The sequence below is a fragment of the Paracoccus albicereus genome, from assembly GCF_024359525.1.
In the GTDB taxonomy this organism is placed as follows: Bacteria; Pseudomonadota; Alphaproteobacteria; order Rhodobacterales; family Rhodobacteraceae; genus Paracoccus; species Paracoccus albicereus.
Map to the genome: position 1 here is coordinate 826177 of NZ_JAKZEU010000002.1, position 15435 is coordinate 841611.

16 protein-coding genes are annotated in these 15435 nt (G+C 66.1%); 2 read left to right on the plus strand and 14 right to left on the minus strand.

The features are described 5' to 3' along the window. Positions 1-2: 2 nt before the first annotated feature. The 10 genes from urtB to MLD63_RS07525 form a co-directional block, all read right to left on the minus strand. On the minus strand, positions 3-1904 hold the full coding sequence (urtB, locus tag MLD63_RS07480) for an urea ABC transporter permease subunit UrtB (protein WP_255329237.1): 1902 nt from the start codon (positions 1902-1904) through the stop codon (positions 3-5). A gap of 62 nt (positions 1905-1966) precedes the next feature. Then, complete coding sequence (gene urtA / locus MLD63_RS07485) at positions 1967-3250, minus strand: urea ABC transporter substrate-binding protein (RefSeq protein WP_255329238.1); 1284 nt, start codon at positions 3248-3250, stop codon at positions 1967-1969. Between the two features lie 250 nt (positions 3251-3500). Next, positions 3501-4130, minus strand: coding sequence for an urease accessory protein UreG (gene ureG / locus MLD63_RS07490; RefSeq protein WP_255329239.1), 630 nt, complete (start codon positions 4128-4130; stop codon positions 3501-3503). Continuing rightward, on the minus strand, positions 4127-4786 hold the full coding sequence (locus MLD63_RS07495) for an urease accessory protein UreF (protein WP_255329240.1): 660 nt from the start codon (positions 4784-4786) through the stop codon (positions 4127-4129). Before MLD63_RS07495 ends, ureG begins: the two co-directional genes overlap by 4 nt. Further along, positions 4758-5225 (minus strand): urease accessory protein UreE, encoded by a 468-nt coding sequence (locus tag MLD63_RS07500; RefSeq protein WP_255329241.1) that lies wholly within the window; start codon positions 5223-5225, stop codon positions 4758-4760. Before MLD63_RS07500 ends, MLD63_RS07495 begins: the two co-directional genes overlap by 29 nt. An 11-nt stretch (positions 5226-5236) precedes the next feature. Continuing rightward, positions 5237-6940 (minus strand): urease subunit alpha, encoded by a 1704-nt coding sequence (ureC, locus tag MLD63_RS07505; protein ID WP_255329242.1) that lies wholly within the window; start codon positions 6938-6940, stop codon positions 5237-5239. Beyond that, positions 6941-7246, minus strand: a complete 306-nt coding sequence (locus MLD63_RS07510; RefSeq protein WP_255329243.1) for an urease subunit beta — start codon at positions 7244-7246, stop codon at positions 6941-6943. After that, entirely contained in the window at positions 7243-7797 is a 555-nt protein-coding gene (locus MLD63_RS07515) for a HupE/UreJ family protein (protein ID WP_255329244.1), read from the minus strand. The genes MLD63_RS07510 and MLD63_RS07515 overlap by 4 nt, the downstream gene beginning before the upstream one ends. A 9-nt stretch (positions 7798-7806) precedes the next feature. After that, complete coding sequence (locus MLD63_RS07520; protein WP_255329245.1) at positions 7807-8109, minus strand: urease subunit gamma; 303 nt, start codon at positions 8107-8109, stop codon at positions 7807-7809. Positions 8110-8118: 9 nt separating this feature from the next. Further along, the gene (locus MLD63_RS07525; protein WP_255329246.1) at positions 8119-8922 is read right to left on the minus strand and encodes an urease accessory protein UreD; all 804 of its coding nucleotides are present in this window, start codon (positions 8920-8922) and stop codon (positions 8119-8121) included. 186 nt (positions 8923-9108) lie between these two features. On the opposite strand from MLD63_RS07525, the gene MLD63_RS07530 reads away from it, so the two are divergent. Next, on the plus strand, positions 9109-10782 hold the full coding sequence (locus tag MLD63_RS07530; RefSeq protein ID WP_255329247.1) for a hypothetical protein: 1674 nt from the start codon (positions 9109-9111) through the stop codon (positions 10780-10782). 15 nt (positions 10783-10797) lie between these two features. After that, a complete protein-coding gene (locus tag MLD63_RS07535) occupies positions 10798-11154 on the plus strand; it encodes a rhodanese-like domain-containing protein (RefSeq protein ID WP_255329248.1) in 357 nt (118 codons plus the stop codon). Here the strand turns inward: MLD63_RS07535 and MLD63_RS07540 are convergent, their stop codons facing one another. The 4 genes from MLD63_RS07540 to MLD63_RS07555 are packed head-to-tail and all read right to left on the minus strand — an operon-like array spanning position 11155 to position 15435. Continuing rightward, the gene (locus MLD63_RS07540; protein WP_255329249.1) at positions 11155-11826 is read right to left on the minus strand and encodes an SDR family NAD(P)-dependent oxidoreductase; all 672 of its coding nucleotides are present in this window, start codon (positions 11824-11826) and stop codon (positions 11155-11157) included. Continuing rightward, the gene (locus tag MLD63_RS07545) at positions 11823-12890 is read right to left on the minus strand and encodes a DUF1513 domain-containing protein (RefSeq protein WP_255329250.1); all 1068 of its coding nucleotides are present in this window, start codon (positions 12888-12890) and stop codon (positions 11823-11825) included. The genes MLD63_RS07540 and MLD63_RS07545 overlap by 4 nt, the downstream gene beginning before the upstream one ends. After that, the gene (locus tag MLD63_RS07550) at positions 12890-13873 is read right to left on the minus strand and encodes an imelysin family protein (RefSeq protein WP_255329251.1); all 984 of its coding nucleotides are present in this window, start codon (positions 13871-13873) and stop codon (positions 12890-12892) included. Before MLD63_RS07550 ends, MLD63_RS07545 begins: the two co-directional genes overlap by 1 nt. Further along, positions 13855-15435 (minus strand): di-heme oxidoreductase family protein, encoded by a 1581-nt coding sequence (locus MLD63_RS07555; RefSeq protein ID WP_255329252.1) that lies wholly within the window; start codon positions 15433-15435, stop codon positions 13855-13857. The genes MLD63_RS07550 and MLD63_RS07555 overlap by 19 nt, the downstream gene beginning before the upstream one ends.

Below are 15435 nucleotides of genomic sequence, written 5' to 3' on the forward strand. Positions count from 1 at the left end.
GATTACGCCTCGGCCATGCGCCCGCGCTGCGGCATGATGCCGCGCGGCCGGAACTGGATGAAGATGATGATGAAGAGGATCATGTAAGTCTGCGCCGCCAGCGTGTTCGACGGATTCAGCACCTCGATCCCCTTCTGCAGCCCGCCGATCAGCGCGGCGCCCGCCAGCGTGCCCCAGATGTTGCCGACGCCGCCCACGACCACGGTCATGAAACTTTGCACGATGTAATCGCTGCCCAGTTCCGACGTGACCTTGGCGAACAATCCGATCGCCACGCCCGCGATCCCGGCGATGCCGGAGCCAAGCCCGAAGGTCATCATCGCAATCCGGTCTGGGTTGATCCCCATGCTGGCGGCCATGCCAGGATTCTGCGTCACCGCGCGGACCTGCAGACCCAGCCGGGTCCGGTTCATCAGGAACAGGAACAGCCCAAGAAACAACAGCGCCAGCACGAAGATCGCCACCCGGATCGTGCTGATGGAAACGCCATCCGCGAAGGTGATCGACCCTTCGAGCCATGCAGGCGCGGTCAGCGGTCGGGCCTGCGTGCCGAAGATATTCTTGGCCAGCTGCTGCAGCGCGATGGACACGCCGAAGGTCGCCAGCAGCGTCTCCAGCGGTCGTTTCACCAGATGCCGGATCACCAGCTGATACAGCAGCACACCCGCGCCGAAGGTGATCGCAAAAGCCAGGGGCAGCGCCACGATCAGCGACAGCGTGCGGTCGGCGATCATCGTCTGGGTGACGTAGCCGGTATAGGCGCCCATCATGATGAATTCGCCGTGCGCCATGTTGATGACGCGCATCACGCCGAAGGTGATGGCCAGACCGATCGCGGCAAGGAAATAGATCGAGGCGAGCGACAGCGCATCCAGCGACAGATCCAGCGCCTGCATGATCCCTTCGCGTGTCTGCATCCCGCGCAAGCTGGCGCGGGCGGCATCGGTGATCTCGGACGATGGTTCGGTAAAGAGATCGGCGAAGGCGTTGGCCTCAAGCGCCGAATCGACTTCGTCGGCGGTCGCGGCGGTCGGGACCGTGCCGGCCTCGGCCAGCGCGGTGTAGGCATCGTCGCGGCGGTCGGGGTCGCCCAGGTCCGCGACCGGCACACCGCCCACCGCATCGCCCGCGATGTTCGCGGTCAGCGCGGCCTTGATGTCGGCGTCCGTGGGGCGCGGCTCGGCCAGCCCGGCATCGACCAGAAGGCGATAGGCCTCGGCGCGCGGCAGGTTTTCGCTGTCCGGGGTCAGTGCGCGGGCGACGTTGGCATCGGCCGGCAGCTCGGGCCCGGCGAAGCGTGTGGTGGCCAGAAGGGGGTTCAGGACGGCCTGCAGATCGGTTCCCGCATCACCGTCGAAACTGTCGATGGCGGCCAGACGCGCGTCGGTGTCGGTATCGTACTGGATGGTCAACAGACGCTCCAGCCGATCGCGGCGAGCGGCGAGGATCGGGTCGCTTTCCGCCGGTGCCTCGCGCAGGGCCGCCAGATGGCTCTCGTCAGATTGACGCGCGATGGCGGTCAGCGCGGCCCGGCGTCGCACCGGATCAGGATCGGTCAGCTGGAACTGGACCAAAGCTGCCGCGATCAGTCCACGTACGCCGGAATTCGGGCGCAGCCCATCCACATCGCCCGTGACGGACTCGCCAGTGACGGCATCGGTGGCGCTGTCCCCTTCGACGATCACGAATCGATCGCCTGCCAGTCCCAGTCTTCGATCGGCCCAGGCGGCAAGCACACGATCCGCCCCCTCACCCGCAGCGGCAATCTCTGTGATCACCGGGCCGATGGTCTGGCGCGAAGGTTTAGCGATCTGATCGCGATTTGCGTCGAGTACGGCGCCCAGATCCTGCGCCCAGAGCGGCTGCGCGATCAGAAGAAGGATGGTCAGAAGGAAAGCGCGCATCAGGTCCGCCCGGCTGTCTTGCAAACGGCGGTCCGGAACATGCCCGGACCGCCGCGTGGTGATCAGTAGTTCGACTGCACCTGGACGCAGCTGTCCGTTTCGGTGTTGAACATGCCGCAATCCTTGCCCGGCCAGTCCGCATCCAGCACCGCGCTGTCGGGCAGGAAATCGGTCCAGGCGTCGCCCGGCACCGGGTCGGTCTGGCTCACGATGTCGAACTGGCCGTCCTCGCGGATCTCGCCGATCAGAACGGGCTTGGTCAGGTGGTGGTTCGGAAGAACCTCGGCCGTGGTGCCGGTCAGGTTCGGCACCTCCACGCCGACGATTGCGTCCAGGACCGCGTCGGTATCGGTCGAACCCGCCGCCTCGACCGCGGCCACCCAGGCGTTGAAGCCGATCATCGTGGCTTCCATCGGGTCGTTCGTCACCCGGCTGTCGTCTCCGGTGAAGGCGTGCCACTGCTCGATGAACTCGGCGTTCTCGGGACTGTCGGCGCTTTCGAAGTAATTCCAGGCAGCCAGATGGCCGACAAGGTTGGTCGTATCCAGTCCCGACAATTCCTCTTCACCGACCGAGAAGGCCATGACCGGGATCTGATCGGCGCTGACGCCCGCGGCGGCCAGTTCCTTGTAGAAGCCGACATTGGCGTCACCGTTGATGGTGGACACCACGCCGACCTGCTTGCCGTCATTGGACAAGGCGACGACATCAGCCACGATTTTCGACCAGTCGGAATGACCGAACGGCGTGTAGTTTATGAAGATGTCCTCTTGCGCGACGCCGTTATCCTTCAGATAGGCTTCGAGGATCGTATTCGTGGTGCGCGGATAGACGTAGTCGGTGCCCAGCAGCGCCCATTTCTCCACGCCCAGTTCGTCGCGCATGTAGTCGACCGCCGGGATCGCCTGCTGGTTCGGCGCCGCGCCGGTGTAGATCACGTTCTTCGAGCTTTCCTCGCCCTCGTACTGCACCGGATAGAACAGCAGGCCGTTCAGTTCCTCGATCACCGGCAGCACCGACTTGCGGCTGACGGATGTCCAGCAACCGAAGATCGCGTCCACGCCCTCGACCGAGATCAGCTCGCGCGCCTTCTCGGCGAAGAGCGGCCAGTCCGAGGCCGGATCGACGACCACCGCCTCGATTTGCTTGCCCAGCAACCCACCCTTGGCGTTCTGCTGTTCCACCATCATCAGGACGGTGTCCTTCAGCGTGGTTTCGGAAATCGCCATCGTGCCCGACAGCGAGTGCAACACGCCGATCTTGATCGTGTCACCGTCCTGTGCGGCAGCGGCCCCCGCGATGGCCGATACTGCGGCCGCACCCAGAAGAATTGCCCTCAAACCCATCTTCGTTCCCTGTCCTTGGGGCCGCATGTCGCGACGGCCGGCCCATCCCGGGCGGGCGCTTTTGTGCGGCAACCTCGTTGCATCCTGCGCGACCGGCCCGAGGCCCTGCCGCACGCGCGGGCGCTTCCGACCCTTCGCAACTGCAGCAATTGCGCGGCACTGGCGCTTTCGCAATCACGCTGCCACAGACCGAAGCATCGGTGCGACGGTTGACCGTTTTCAGGCAGCGGCGCGACGAAATGCTTTTGAATTAGGCAGTTGCCTTGCTCCGAAGGATCAGCCCGCCTTCCGCGATCAGAAAGCCAGCGATTTCGTCGATGCCCTTGCCGTGGCGCAACGACGCCATGACCACCGGGCGTCCGGCGCGGCTGTCGCGCGCGTCGGATTCCAGCAGCGCCGCGTCGACGCCGACATGCGGGGCAAGGTCGGTCTTGTTGACCACCAGCAGGTCCGAGCGGGCCAAACCCGGACCGCGCTTGCGGGGAATATCCTGACCGGCGGCGGTGTCGATCACGTAGATCGTCAGGTCCGCCAGTTCGGGGCTGAAGGTCGCGGCCAGATTGTCGCCGCCCGATTCGATCAGGATCAGATCCAGATCCGGATGCGCCGCATTCAGATCGGCTATGGCGGCAAGGTTGATGCTGGCATCCTCGCGGATCGCGGTATGCGGGCACCCCCCGGTTTCCACCCCTCGGATCCGATCCATCGGCAGCACCTGCGCGCGCATCAGCGCCTCGGCATCCTCACGGGTGTAGATGTCGTTGGTGATGACCGCCATCGACAGACGCGGCGCCAAGGCCCTGGCCAGATGTTCGGTCAGGGTGGTCTTGCCGGCGCCGACGGGACCGCCGATGCCGACGCGAAGGGGACCGTTGCTCATGTGCGGAATATCCTTGTCGTCATGGTTTCGTGGCGCATCTGCGCGATCTCTGCGCCAAGGGCACAGCCGCCGAGGTCATCCTCGGTGGCATCCGCTGCGCGCATCGCGAGGCGCAGGATCAGCGATGAAAGGTCAGCGAGGACGCCCTGCCCCTCGGACTGTCCCAGAGGCACGAAGCGGACCGCTGCCTGGATTTGAGCCAGCGCCTGACCGTGCAGATAAAGTCCGATCACCTCGGACCGCCGCAACGCCAGCGGGCCAAGTGCCCGGCCGACCGCCACCGGCAAGGCCGCCGACTCGGTCGGCGTGCCGGTCAGCGGGCCTGCCGCGCGCGCGAAGGCGACACCCTGCTCCATCGTCTCGGTCAGACGCTCTGCGGTCAGGCACAGCGCGCGGGCCAGATCGTCCAGGGCCGCGTGATCCGCATCGATCCGCAACGCCAAAGACAGGATTACCGCGTCCGACCACCCAGCGCCATAGTTGAGGACGTCCCTGACCCACTGATGCAGAGAGGCTGCATCGTGAACCGTGCCCTGATCCATCGCCCATTCCAGCCCCTGCGCATAGGCAAAGGCACCGGTCGGAAAGGCCGGGGACAGGCACTGCACCGCCAGAAGGCGGGCGGCGTCAGTGGGTATGGCCGAAGGTCCGTCCATGTCCGTAGGCGCCCCCTTCGGGCCGGAACGGTGCGAAGGCGCGGGTAATCTCGGCGCCAAGCTGGACCAGCATCGCCTCAAGCACGGGATCGGCCCGGATCACCAGCCGGTCACCGCCAAGTTCGCAAGGACAATGGCGGTTGCCGATATGCCAGGCGAGACGCGGCAGATCACCTGCAATCCGCAGCACCGGTTCATGCGCCTCGACGACCTCGATGACCGCGCCGCCGCCCAGGCCGAACGCTTCGCCCGGGGCGAGGCTGACGGTCTGGGGCAGATCGACCATGAAATGCGCGCCGCCTTCCGTCGTCAGGCGCTTGCGCCGAAGGCAGCGGCCTTCGTAGTCCAGCACGACCCGACCGACGACCTTGCGGCCGTGGCCGGGCTTCAGCACCACATTCGTGGTCCCCAGAAGATCGCCATCGGCCAGAACGTACATCGGAGCCTCCGTCAAAACAGGAAATACCGTTGCGCGAGCGGCAATTCGCGCGCGGGTTCGCAGGTCAGGATCTGGCCGTCGGCGCGGACCTCGTAGGTTTCCGGATCGACCTCGACCAGCGGCGTCGCGTCGTTCAGGCGCATGTCGGCCTTGGTCACGCCGCGCGTGCCCTCGACCGCGACGGCCGACTTGCCGAGGCCATCGGTCGCACCGGCCTCGACGCCCGCGCCGCTGATGAAATGCACCGCCGCCGAGTGCACCGCACGGCCAAGCGCGCCGAACATCGGCCGCGAATACATCGGCTGCGGTGTCGGGATCGAAGCGTTGGGATCGCCCATCTGGGCCATTACGATCTGTCCACCGATCAGCGACATTTCCGGCTTGGCGCCGAAGAAGGCGGGCGACCACAGCACCAGATCCGCGCGCTTCCCGACCTCGACGCTGCCGACATGGGCGCTGATCCCATGCGCCACCGCGGGGTTGATCGTGTATTTCGCGACGTAGCGCCGCGCGCGCAGGTTGTCGTTCTCGCCCTGCTCGCCGTCCAGCCGTCCGCGCTGGACCTTCATCTTGTGCGCCGTCTGCCAGGTCCGCGTGATCACCTCGCCCACGCGGCCCATCGCCTGACTGTCGGAGCTGATGATGCTGAACGCGCCCAGATCATGCAGGATATCTTCGGCCGCGATCGTTTCACGCCGGATGCGGGATTCGGCGAAGGCAACATCTTCGGGGATGGCGCGGTCAAGGTGGTGACAGACCATCAGCATGTCGAGATGTTCCTCGATCGTGTTGACGGTGTAGGGCCGCGTCGGGTTGGTCGAGGACGGGATGATGTTCTGATGGCCGACCACGCGCATGATGTCGGGTGCATGGCCGCCGCCCGCGCCTTCGGTGTGATAGGCGTGAATCGTGCGCCCCCCGATGGCCTTCAGCGTATTTTCCACGAAGCCGGATTCGTTCAGCGTATCGGTGTGGATCATCACCTGAACGTCCATGTCGTCGGCGACCGACAGACAACAGTCGATGGCCGCGGGCGTGGTTCCCCAATCCTCGTGCAGCTTCATCGCACAGACGCCGGCGCGGATCTGTTCCACCAGCGCGTCGGGGCGGCTCGCGTTACCCTTGCCTGCCAGCCCGATGTTCATCGGCAGGCTGTCGGCCGCCTCAAGCATCCGCCGGATGTGCCACGGCCCGGGCGTGCAGGTGGTGGCCAGCGTGCCATGCGCCGGGCCGGTGCCGCCGCCGATCATCGTGGTTATGCCGGAATGCAGCGCATCCTCGACCTGCTGGGGACAGATGAAATGGATGTGGCAGTCGATGCCGCCGGCTGTGAGGATTTTGCCCTCGCCGGCGATGATCTCGGTCCCCGGACCAATGATGATGGTGACGCCGGGCTGGGTGTCGGGGTTGCCTGCCTTGCCGATTGCGGCGATGCGCCCGTCGCGCAAGCCGACATCGGCCTTGATGATCCCGCTATGGTCGAGGATCAGCACATTGGTGATGACGGTGTCCATCGCCCCGGCCTCGCGGGTGATCTGCGATTGACCCATCCCGTCGCGAATGACCTTGCCGCCGCCGAACTTCACCTCTTCGCCGTAGATCGTCAGGTCGCGCTCGACCTCGATCACCAGATCGGTGTCACCTAGGCGCACGCGGTCTCCGGTCGTGGGGCCGAACATGTCGGCGTAGGCGGCGCGGGAGATCTGGACCGGCATCTACAACGCCCCCATCACGGCCTGATTGAAGCCCCAGACCGCGCGGTCGCCCGCGAAGGGGATCAGGCGCACTTCACGGCTCTGCCCCGGCTCGAACCGGATCGCGGTGCCGGCGGCGATATCCAGGCGCATCCCGCGCGCCGCATCACGGTCGAAATCGAGGCCGCTGTTCGCTTCCGCAAAGTGGTAGTGGCTGCCGACCTGAACCGGCCGATCGCCCGTATTGGCGACCATCAGCGTGACCGGTTCGCGACCGGCATTCAACGTGATCTCGCCCTCAGCCGGGATGATTTCGCCGGGGATCATCCCGCCACCGCCAACGCAGCCCCGGCGACCATCGCCAAGCCGCCTGCGCCGCGAAGCATAAGGGCGGGAACCGCGCGACCGGCGAGGATGCCGAGGCCATGCAGCATGGTCGTCGCAATGGCGAAACCTGCGGCATAGACCAGAAGGCCCGAGGCCGGACCCTCGGCGCCGTGCGCCCAGCCATGCGCAGCGCCGAAAAAGGCGGTGCCCACCAGCATCACCGCCAGCGGCAATCGCAATGCCAGCGCGACCATCGCGCCCAGGATGATGCAGGATGCAAGGATCGCAGGCTCGACCCCAGGAAACGGCGCGCCGTTTGCGCCCAGCAGACCGCCCACCAGCATCGATGCAACAAAGGTGACCGGCAGCGCCCAGACCGCGCGCCCCCCGCTCTGCGCGGCGAGCAGGCCGACCGCGACCATCGCCAGCACGTGGTCTGCGCCGCCCAGCGGATGGCCGAAACCCGCGCCGAAGCTTCCGGCGTCGTGGCCCGCATGGGCCAAGGCGGCAGTCGGTGTCATCGCGGCAAGCAAGATCAGGGATTTGCGCATCGAACTCTCCTAGCGGATCGGGTGATGGACGGTGACCAGCTTGGTGCCGTCAGGAAATGTGGCTTCGACCTGCACGGTCTCGATCATGGAAGGGATGCCGTCCATGCACTGATCAGCCCGCACGACCGCTGCGCCAGCGGACATCAGATCGGCAACGCTACGGCCCTCGCGCGCCCCCTCGACCACGAAGTCGGTAATCAGCGCGATCGCCTCGGGGTGGTTCAGCTTGACGCCGCGCGCCAGACGGCTGCGCGCGACCATTGCGGCGACCGAGACCAACAGCTTGTCCTTCTCGCGCGGGGTCAGGTTCATGAAGCTCTCCTAGCCCTGCCAGACGCGGGGCAGCGCGCCGGGGCGCAAAATCTCGATCAGGCGGATCATCTGACGTCGCAGCGGCCAGCCATCGGACGCCATCGCGCGGACGACCAGAAGGCCGTCGCGGGCCGAAGCAGCCGCACTGACGCCGGGTTGATCCAGCGCGGCGCGGATGGGTGCCAGCGCGGCGTCAGCACCTCTCCCGACAAGGAGCAGGACCGAGGCGGCCCGCGCGCCGTTCCACAGCGCCGCGTCCGCGCCGCGCGACAGCGCACCTGCGTCCAGTCGCATCGGATCGACGAGCAGCGGCCGACCGTTACGTCGGACGATGCGGCGATCACCAAGGCTGGCCTGCGTCACGACCTCGCCCATCGCGGCACGGCCCAGGACGATCGTCTCAACGCCCAGAAAGTGCGCATCGTCGTCCAGATCGACCTCGGTCACGCGCTCCAGCGCAGCACCCTGAAACAAAATCGTTTCCTGCGGCAGCCAGTCGAGCGACGCACCCTTTCCTACTGTCATCCGGACCTGAACCTGTGCCGCTTCGCCGTCGGCACGGTAAGCGCGCTCTGCGGTCTGCGTGGTCGCCTGCACAGGCATTCCCGCGCAAACGGTCACGCCATAATCGAGGCGGTCCCCCGCGGTCAAACCGCCAGACGTGTTCAAGAACACGATCTCGGGCGCCTTGCGATGGGTGCGCGGCAGCATCGCCTTGGCCGAACCGGACTGCCACAGATGCTGCAACCGTCCGTCCGCGAAGACGACCGAGGCCGAGCCGAAGCTGCGCTGATGTTGGACGCCGTCGAACATGGGCAAGCGATAGCGCCGGTGCCGACGACATTCAGCCGGATGAAAGATGGGGCTGCCCGCAATTCCGGAACTGCCGGTTTAGTGAGCAACGCGAAAGGCACTTGCCTCTTCAGTGATCTTCTTCTGTCTCAATCAGCTATCGCAATCCGCTTGCCGCGTAAGGCTGACGACCCCTATCCTTCCATCATGCGACCCGCGTTCACCTCACTTCGCCTTGCTGCCGCCACCGCTGTGCTGCTGGTCGGACTGACCGCACCCGCGGCCGCCACCGACACGCTCGCACTGGAGGGCACGCTGTCCGATGACGGCCGCGCGCTTGACCTGTCATGGCCGCCCGCGCGCAACGCGAAGGCAACGGTAATGCGTCGTCCCTTCGGCAGTGCCGGACCGGAAAGCTGGCGCACGATCCAGCCGTCCGAGTTGACTGGCTTCAGCATGCGCGACGATACGCTGGAACCCGGACAAGCCTACGAATACCGCATCGAACTGATCCAGCCCGGCCGCGAAGCACTGCCGAAGATTTGGTCGGGATCGTGGGTCGCCGGCCGCGACGTGCCGGGACAACTGCGCGAAGGCATGGCGCTGCTGATCGTCGATGAAACGATCGCCGATGCCATCGAGGACCCGTTGGCGACCTTCGCAAAGGACCTGACGGGTGCAGGCTGGGCGGTAGTGCGGCACGACGTCCCTCGCCACGATGCTGAAGATGCGGCGCAGAACCTGCGTCAGGCGTCCGATCTGCGCCAATGGATCACCGATCAATACGATGCCGCAGACGGTCCACGCACAGCCGTGATCCTGGTGGGTCATGTGCCGATTGTCCTGACCGGCCTTCAGGTCCCCGACGGACACGATCCGCATGCGGTACCGAGCGATCTGTACTATGCCGACCCGACCGGTCTTTGGCCGACGACGCAATCGCCCGACGGCGTGCCGCAACTTCTGCCAAGCCAGCTGCCGGCACCGATCCCGATGCAGATCGGACGGATCGACTTCGCCAATCTCGACCCGGCCTTCGGCGACGAGACCACGCTTCTCGCCGCCTATCTGGATCGCAATCACCGCTGGCGTCACGCACAGATGGGTGAGCGGCGGCTGGCCTATGGCGACGATCCGAATTTGCGGGTCGAGATCAATGCGCTCAACAACATCGTCGGCAAGGAGAATGTCCGCACCGCGGGCCACGACGACAGCGGCGACCAGCCTTATCTGATGGGCATCGATTTCGGCGAATGGAATGGCAGCACCTACGCTGGCCTGCCCCCGTCCCATGCGATCTTCGCCATCAATTTCGGCAGCGGGAAGCATCGCTTCGACGGCGGCAACAACCCGATGACCGCGCTGCTTGCGCAGCCGGGCGATGTTCTGGCTGTGGGATGGGGTGGACGTCCCGCTTGGCAGTTGCATGGGATGGCACTCAACGAAAGCATTGGCGAGGCGCATCTGCGCACGGTGAACAACGGCATCTCTGCGGCCGGGCGCGTGCCGCCGGATTATCCGGCGATGGGAAATTACGACTGGGATCGCCCGCCGTGGGTGAACCTGCTGGGCGATCCGACCCTGCGTCCGTTCCCGATGGCACCGGTCAGCGATCTGTCGGCGATGCGCCAGGATGCGGGCGTCACCCTCACCTGGACAGAGCCGGAGGATGCTGAGGGCACGATGGTGCTGCGCGCGCCGGACATGGGCGGCCCATGGCAGGCGATGAACGGCGGCAATCTTGTGCGGGGCAGCTTCACCGACACCGATCCGCACGCCGGAGCGGTCTATCTGGTCCGTGCCGCCGGACTGGCGCAGGTTCATGCCGGCAGTGTCCACCGCCTTGCCCAAGGCGTTTTCATCGAGATACCGGCACGCTGAAAGGAAGGAACAGCCATGAGCGAACTGGAAAACTGGAGCCCGGAACAGGTCCGCGACGCGATGGAAGCGGGAAAGATCGTATTGATCGATGTACGGACGCCGGCCGAATACGCGCATGAACATATCAACGGCGCTCTGCTGATGCCGATGGCCTTCTTCAAGCCAGAGGCGCTGCCGACGCAGGACGGCAAGCGGATCGTCCTGCATTGCGGCTCGGGCCTGCGCTCTGCCAAGATGGCTCAGATCGCGATGCAGGCAGGGTTGTCCCCGCTCGCGCATCTGAAGGGCGGGTTCGCCGCCTGGAAAGAGGCGGGACTGCCTTATATCGGCACCGATTTCTCGACCGGCGCGCCAAAGCGCGTCACGGGCTGATCACCACGCGACGCGTTCGCCCTTCCAGTCCCAGAAGGTGCCGCTGTCTTCGGGCGTCAGACGATCAAGGACGGCCAGTAGCGCGTCGACGGACCTTTCAGGTGTGATCGTCGGGTTGTGATCGGCGTATTTCGCGCTCAGCGGCGTCTCGACCGTTCCCGGATGCAAGGCGACGACGATGGAGCCCGGGTTTCGCCGGGTCAGTTCGACAGCCGCCGTGCGCAGGATCTGGTTCTGCGCCGCCTTCGCCGCGCGATAGCTGATCCAGCCGCCCAAGCGGTTGTCGTCGATAGAACCGACGCGGGCCGAGATCGAGGCGAAGATCGCGCGACCGTCCTGACGCATCAGCGGCGAAAGGTAACGCAGTGCCAGCGCGACACCGGTGGCGTTCAGCGCAAATTGCGCCGCCATCGCGTCGGCCTCGATCGAACGGATCGTCTTCTCAGGCTCTGCCCCGTCGATCACCAGCGCGCCGGTCGCGTTGAAGATCAGATCGAACCGACGGTCGCCCAACCCCTCGGCGGCACGCGCGATGCTGGCTGGGTCGGTCAGGTCGAACCCGTCGTCACTGCGCGACAGGCCGGTGACGTTCCAACCATCGTCCGACAGCCGTCGCACCAGCGCGCTGCCGATCCCGCCGCTTGAACCCAGGACCAGCGCGGACTTTGTCACGCTGCGATCCGCACGAGATGGTTGTCCCACGCCAGATCATGCCGCGCGCGCAGGCGCAGCCCTTCAGGACCAGCAGCCCAGATCGCACCGCCGCCATCGGTCAGCGTGAAGGCCGCGTCTCGCGCCGGCGCCGCACCGCACAGATCCGCCCGCCGCAACGTGGCCCGGTAGGTTCCGTCCTGATCGAAGATCACCGCGACACCGCCGCGCGGCGAGGTCACCGCGATCATCCCGTCGCTCGCGGCGATGGAACCGGCATAGCCCTGCATGGAACGCGCCTCGCTGTCCGGCAGCGCGCAGGTCGCAAGGTCCGCGCGGCCAAGGGCCAACCCCAGCAGCGGCACCGGATCGGCCGGATCGCCCTGCCATTGCATCGCAAAAGCCACACCGTTCGGCAACAACGCAAGATGGCGGATCGAATTCTGCGACAATCCGTCCGGCAAGGCGCGGGTCGACACAAGGGCGCCCTCGGCGTCAAGCACCGCAAGGTTGGGCCGCATGCGGTCGAGGTTCAGCGGCGTGCGGTCGCTGGGATCAGTCTCGATCCCACCATTGGCGACGACGACGCCACCATTTGGCAGCAGCCGCAGCTCATGCGGACCAATCCCGTGACTGTCCCATTCACCCGCCCGGGCGTAATTGGCGGTGACATCCCAAAGGCCCACCCGGCCAGCGGAGCCTTCGGCCACCACTTCGGACGTGTAAAGCCAGCGTCCGTCGGCCGAAAACGCGCCATGACCGTTGAATTGTCTATCCTCCGGCGGGGTCAGTCGGCGGATGATGTCGCCGCTGCGGCAGTCCAGCACGATGCCGAACGTGCCAGGACGACGTGCGAAGGCGACAGCATCCGCACGGTGCGGATGCGCCGCGGCAGCGTGTCCGCGACCCGGCAAGGCGACCTGAAACACCAACTCGCCGGAGGCCGCGATCCCGTAAAGCGCGTGGCTGCCATCAGGACGCTTTGCCGCGGCGACCCATTCGGGCGAGCCCGCCGCGGCCCAGCCCCGCGTCGGCAGCAGCGCGACCGCCGCCATTCCCTTCAGCAAGGTCCGCCGATCCGCCATCAGTCGCCGTCCTTCGAATTGAACCCTACCGACAGGCCCAAGGCACCGCCGATTTCGGCCTGCATCGTTTCGCGGGTGGCGCGCACGGCCTGCTGCAGGATCTCGACCTTCAGGCGCCCGGCCGGCTCTGCCACGCCTGCAAGTACCGGGTCGTCGAGGTCGTCGGCCAAGCCGATCGCGCGGTCGAACGCCGCCCGCGTCAGCGGCGCATCCGGATAAAGCGCCATCGCCAGATCACGCATCCCTTCCAGCGACAGGCGCACATTGCGCAGGCTTCGGCCAGCCGGGATCGCCTCGGCCCGTTCCGGACGCGGCTTGTCGAAGGTGCCCAGCGGTCGGCCCAGCCGTGTGTCGGCGGTGTGTTCAAGACCCGCCATCACCTGCGTGAACAAGGCCTGCCGCGCTTCGTCCGCGGTCAGATAGGTCGTGTTCCCGGCATCACCCGCGTCAAGCAGCATGCTGGCATAATCGTCCCATTCGGTGCGGATCTCACCAGCCATCCGTGCCAGATCGGCGGCGGTCGCGGCGCGCAGACGACACAGCACCGCCTCATCCCCCTCGACGCCGGACGGGTAGATCAGCCGCTCCAGACCACCCAGGCCGCGCAGGGCGACGGACAGATCGGCGAAAGCCTGCGGATCGTCGATGGCGGGCGGGGCCGCGTCCACCAGGGCCTGCTGGGCGCGACGACCAGAATTTTTGGTGTCCGGCCAGAAGCTCATCGCCAGGGCGCGACCATTCTGCTGGATCGGACCAATGGCGAGATAATCGATCGAAGCCCAGGCGTCCCACGCGGCTTGGTAGGGATCGCGAAGCGCGTCGGCGCTGCAATCCACGGCCGCAGTGTCGGCCAGCGCAGTCGTTTTCTCTGCCAGCTCATCGTAGGCGGGCAGGATCACGTCATTCACCGCTTCGGCGGTATCGGCATGGGCGGACGCCGCCAGCATTGCCGCCAATGATACGATCAGAGCGATTCGAGCCATGCGATCAAAGCCTCCCGGTCTTGCTTGGGCAATGAGACCACCGCGTCGCGCGATGCCTGTGCTTCACCACCATGCCACAGGATCGCTTCGATCAGCGAACGCGCACGGCCATCGTGCAGATACGTCTCGGTTCCCGTCACCTGCCCATTGAGCGAGATACCCCAAAGCGGCGCCGTCCGCCACTCACGTCCCGTGGCGCGCGATTCCGGCCGGCCATCGGCCAAACCCTCGCCCATATCGTGAAGCAGCATGTCGGTATGGGGCCAGATCAACTGGAAGCTCTGCTCGGGCCGATCGGACAAGCGATGCGTCACGAATTTCGGATTGTGACACGCAGTGCAGCCGATGTCGTAGGCGATCCGCTTGCCTTCAAGGATCTGCGGGTCGTCGGCGTCGCGGCGCTCCGGCACGGCGAGGTTGCGCGAATAGAAGGCGACGAGATCGAGGCTTTCTGCGTCCACCTCCAATCCGTCGCGAATGCCCTCCTCCTGCCCCGCCGGGGCTTGCCGACAGGCAGCCTCAGCTTCGGTGCATTCGCCCGACGGATCGCGAAAGACCGGATTGGAAAGACCCATATCCCCTGAAAACGCGCTGGCCGACTGATGCAGGATCGTGGGCGCGCCCGCCTTCCAGCCGAAGCGGCCCAGCATCGGTCGGTCGTATTCCTCGGACCAGACGATGTTCGGCCGACCCGAGATCCCGTCGCCATCCGCATCCTCGGGGTCGGCCAGCGTAAGGATGTCGGCGAGCGGAATCGCTTCCAGCAGTCCCAGCCCGATCATCTGCGACGCGACGCGCGGTGAAACCATCAGGTCTGGATGAGGCGCGCCAAAGGCGGGATCGGCCAGCGCATAGATGGGGCGACGCAGCGAGACGCGTGTTCCGTCCGCCAGAGCAACCGACTCCTCGTGCCACGCCACCTCCATTCGTCCCTCGGCCGCGTAGCCCGCCAGCGCGAGGTCCTGCAACTGCCCACCATAGATCGGATCAGGCTGCGTCGGGATGTAGTCCGGGATCAGCGGCTGGTCCGCGCCACCCGGGATCGACAGCCGCAGAAACGCGCTTTCGCTGCGCGTGCCGCGTTCGTCAGGCGGATGCCCGCGCCCATCCTTGATGTGACAGTTCTGGCACGCACGCGCATTATAGAGTGGCCCAAGCCCGTCGCTTCCCTTGGTCGAAGACGGCGCGCCGACCCAGAGCTTGCGGAAAAGGCCATTGCCGACCTTGAAGTCCAGTTCGCGCGCGACATCGAGATTGGCCGAAAACTGCGAGAAAGCGTCAGCGCTGTCGATGAAGCGCGTCGACGCAGCGCCTGCGGGCTTCTGCTCGAACCGCTCGGGCACGGTGAAATCCGCGGTGGGCGCGGTCACGCGGGAAATGCGAGCGGCTTCCTGTGACGTGCGCGGAATGGTCGACAGGTGCGGCTCTGTCCGCCAGTCGGTGACCTCTGCCGGTTCCGTGCCATCGGCAGGCGCGGCGCGAACGGCATCCGCGGAATCTTTCGCCGCCACCGTTGGGGCGGCGAGCATCGCAAGAAACAAGCTGGCGGCGCGAAGTCTCAT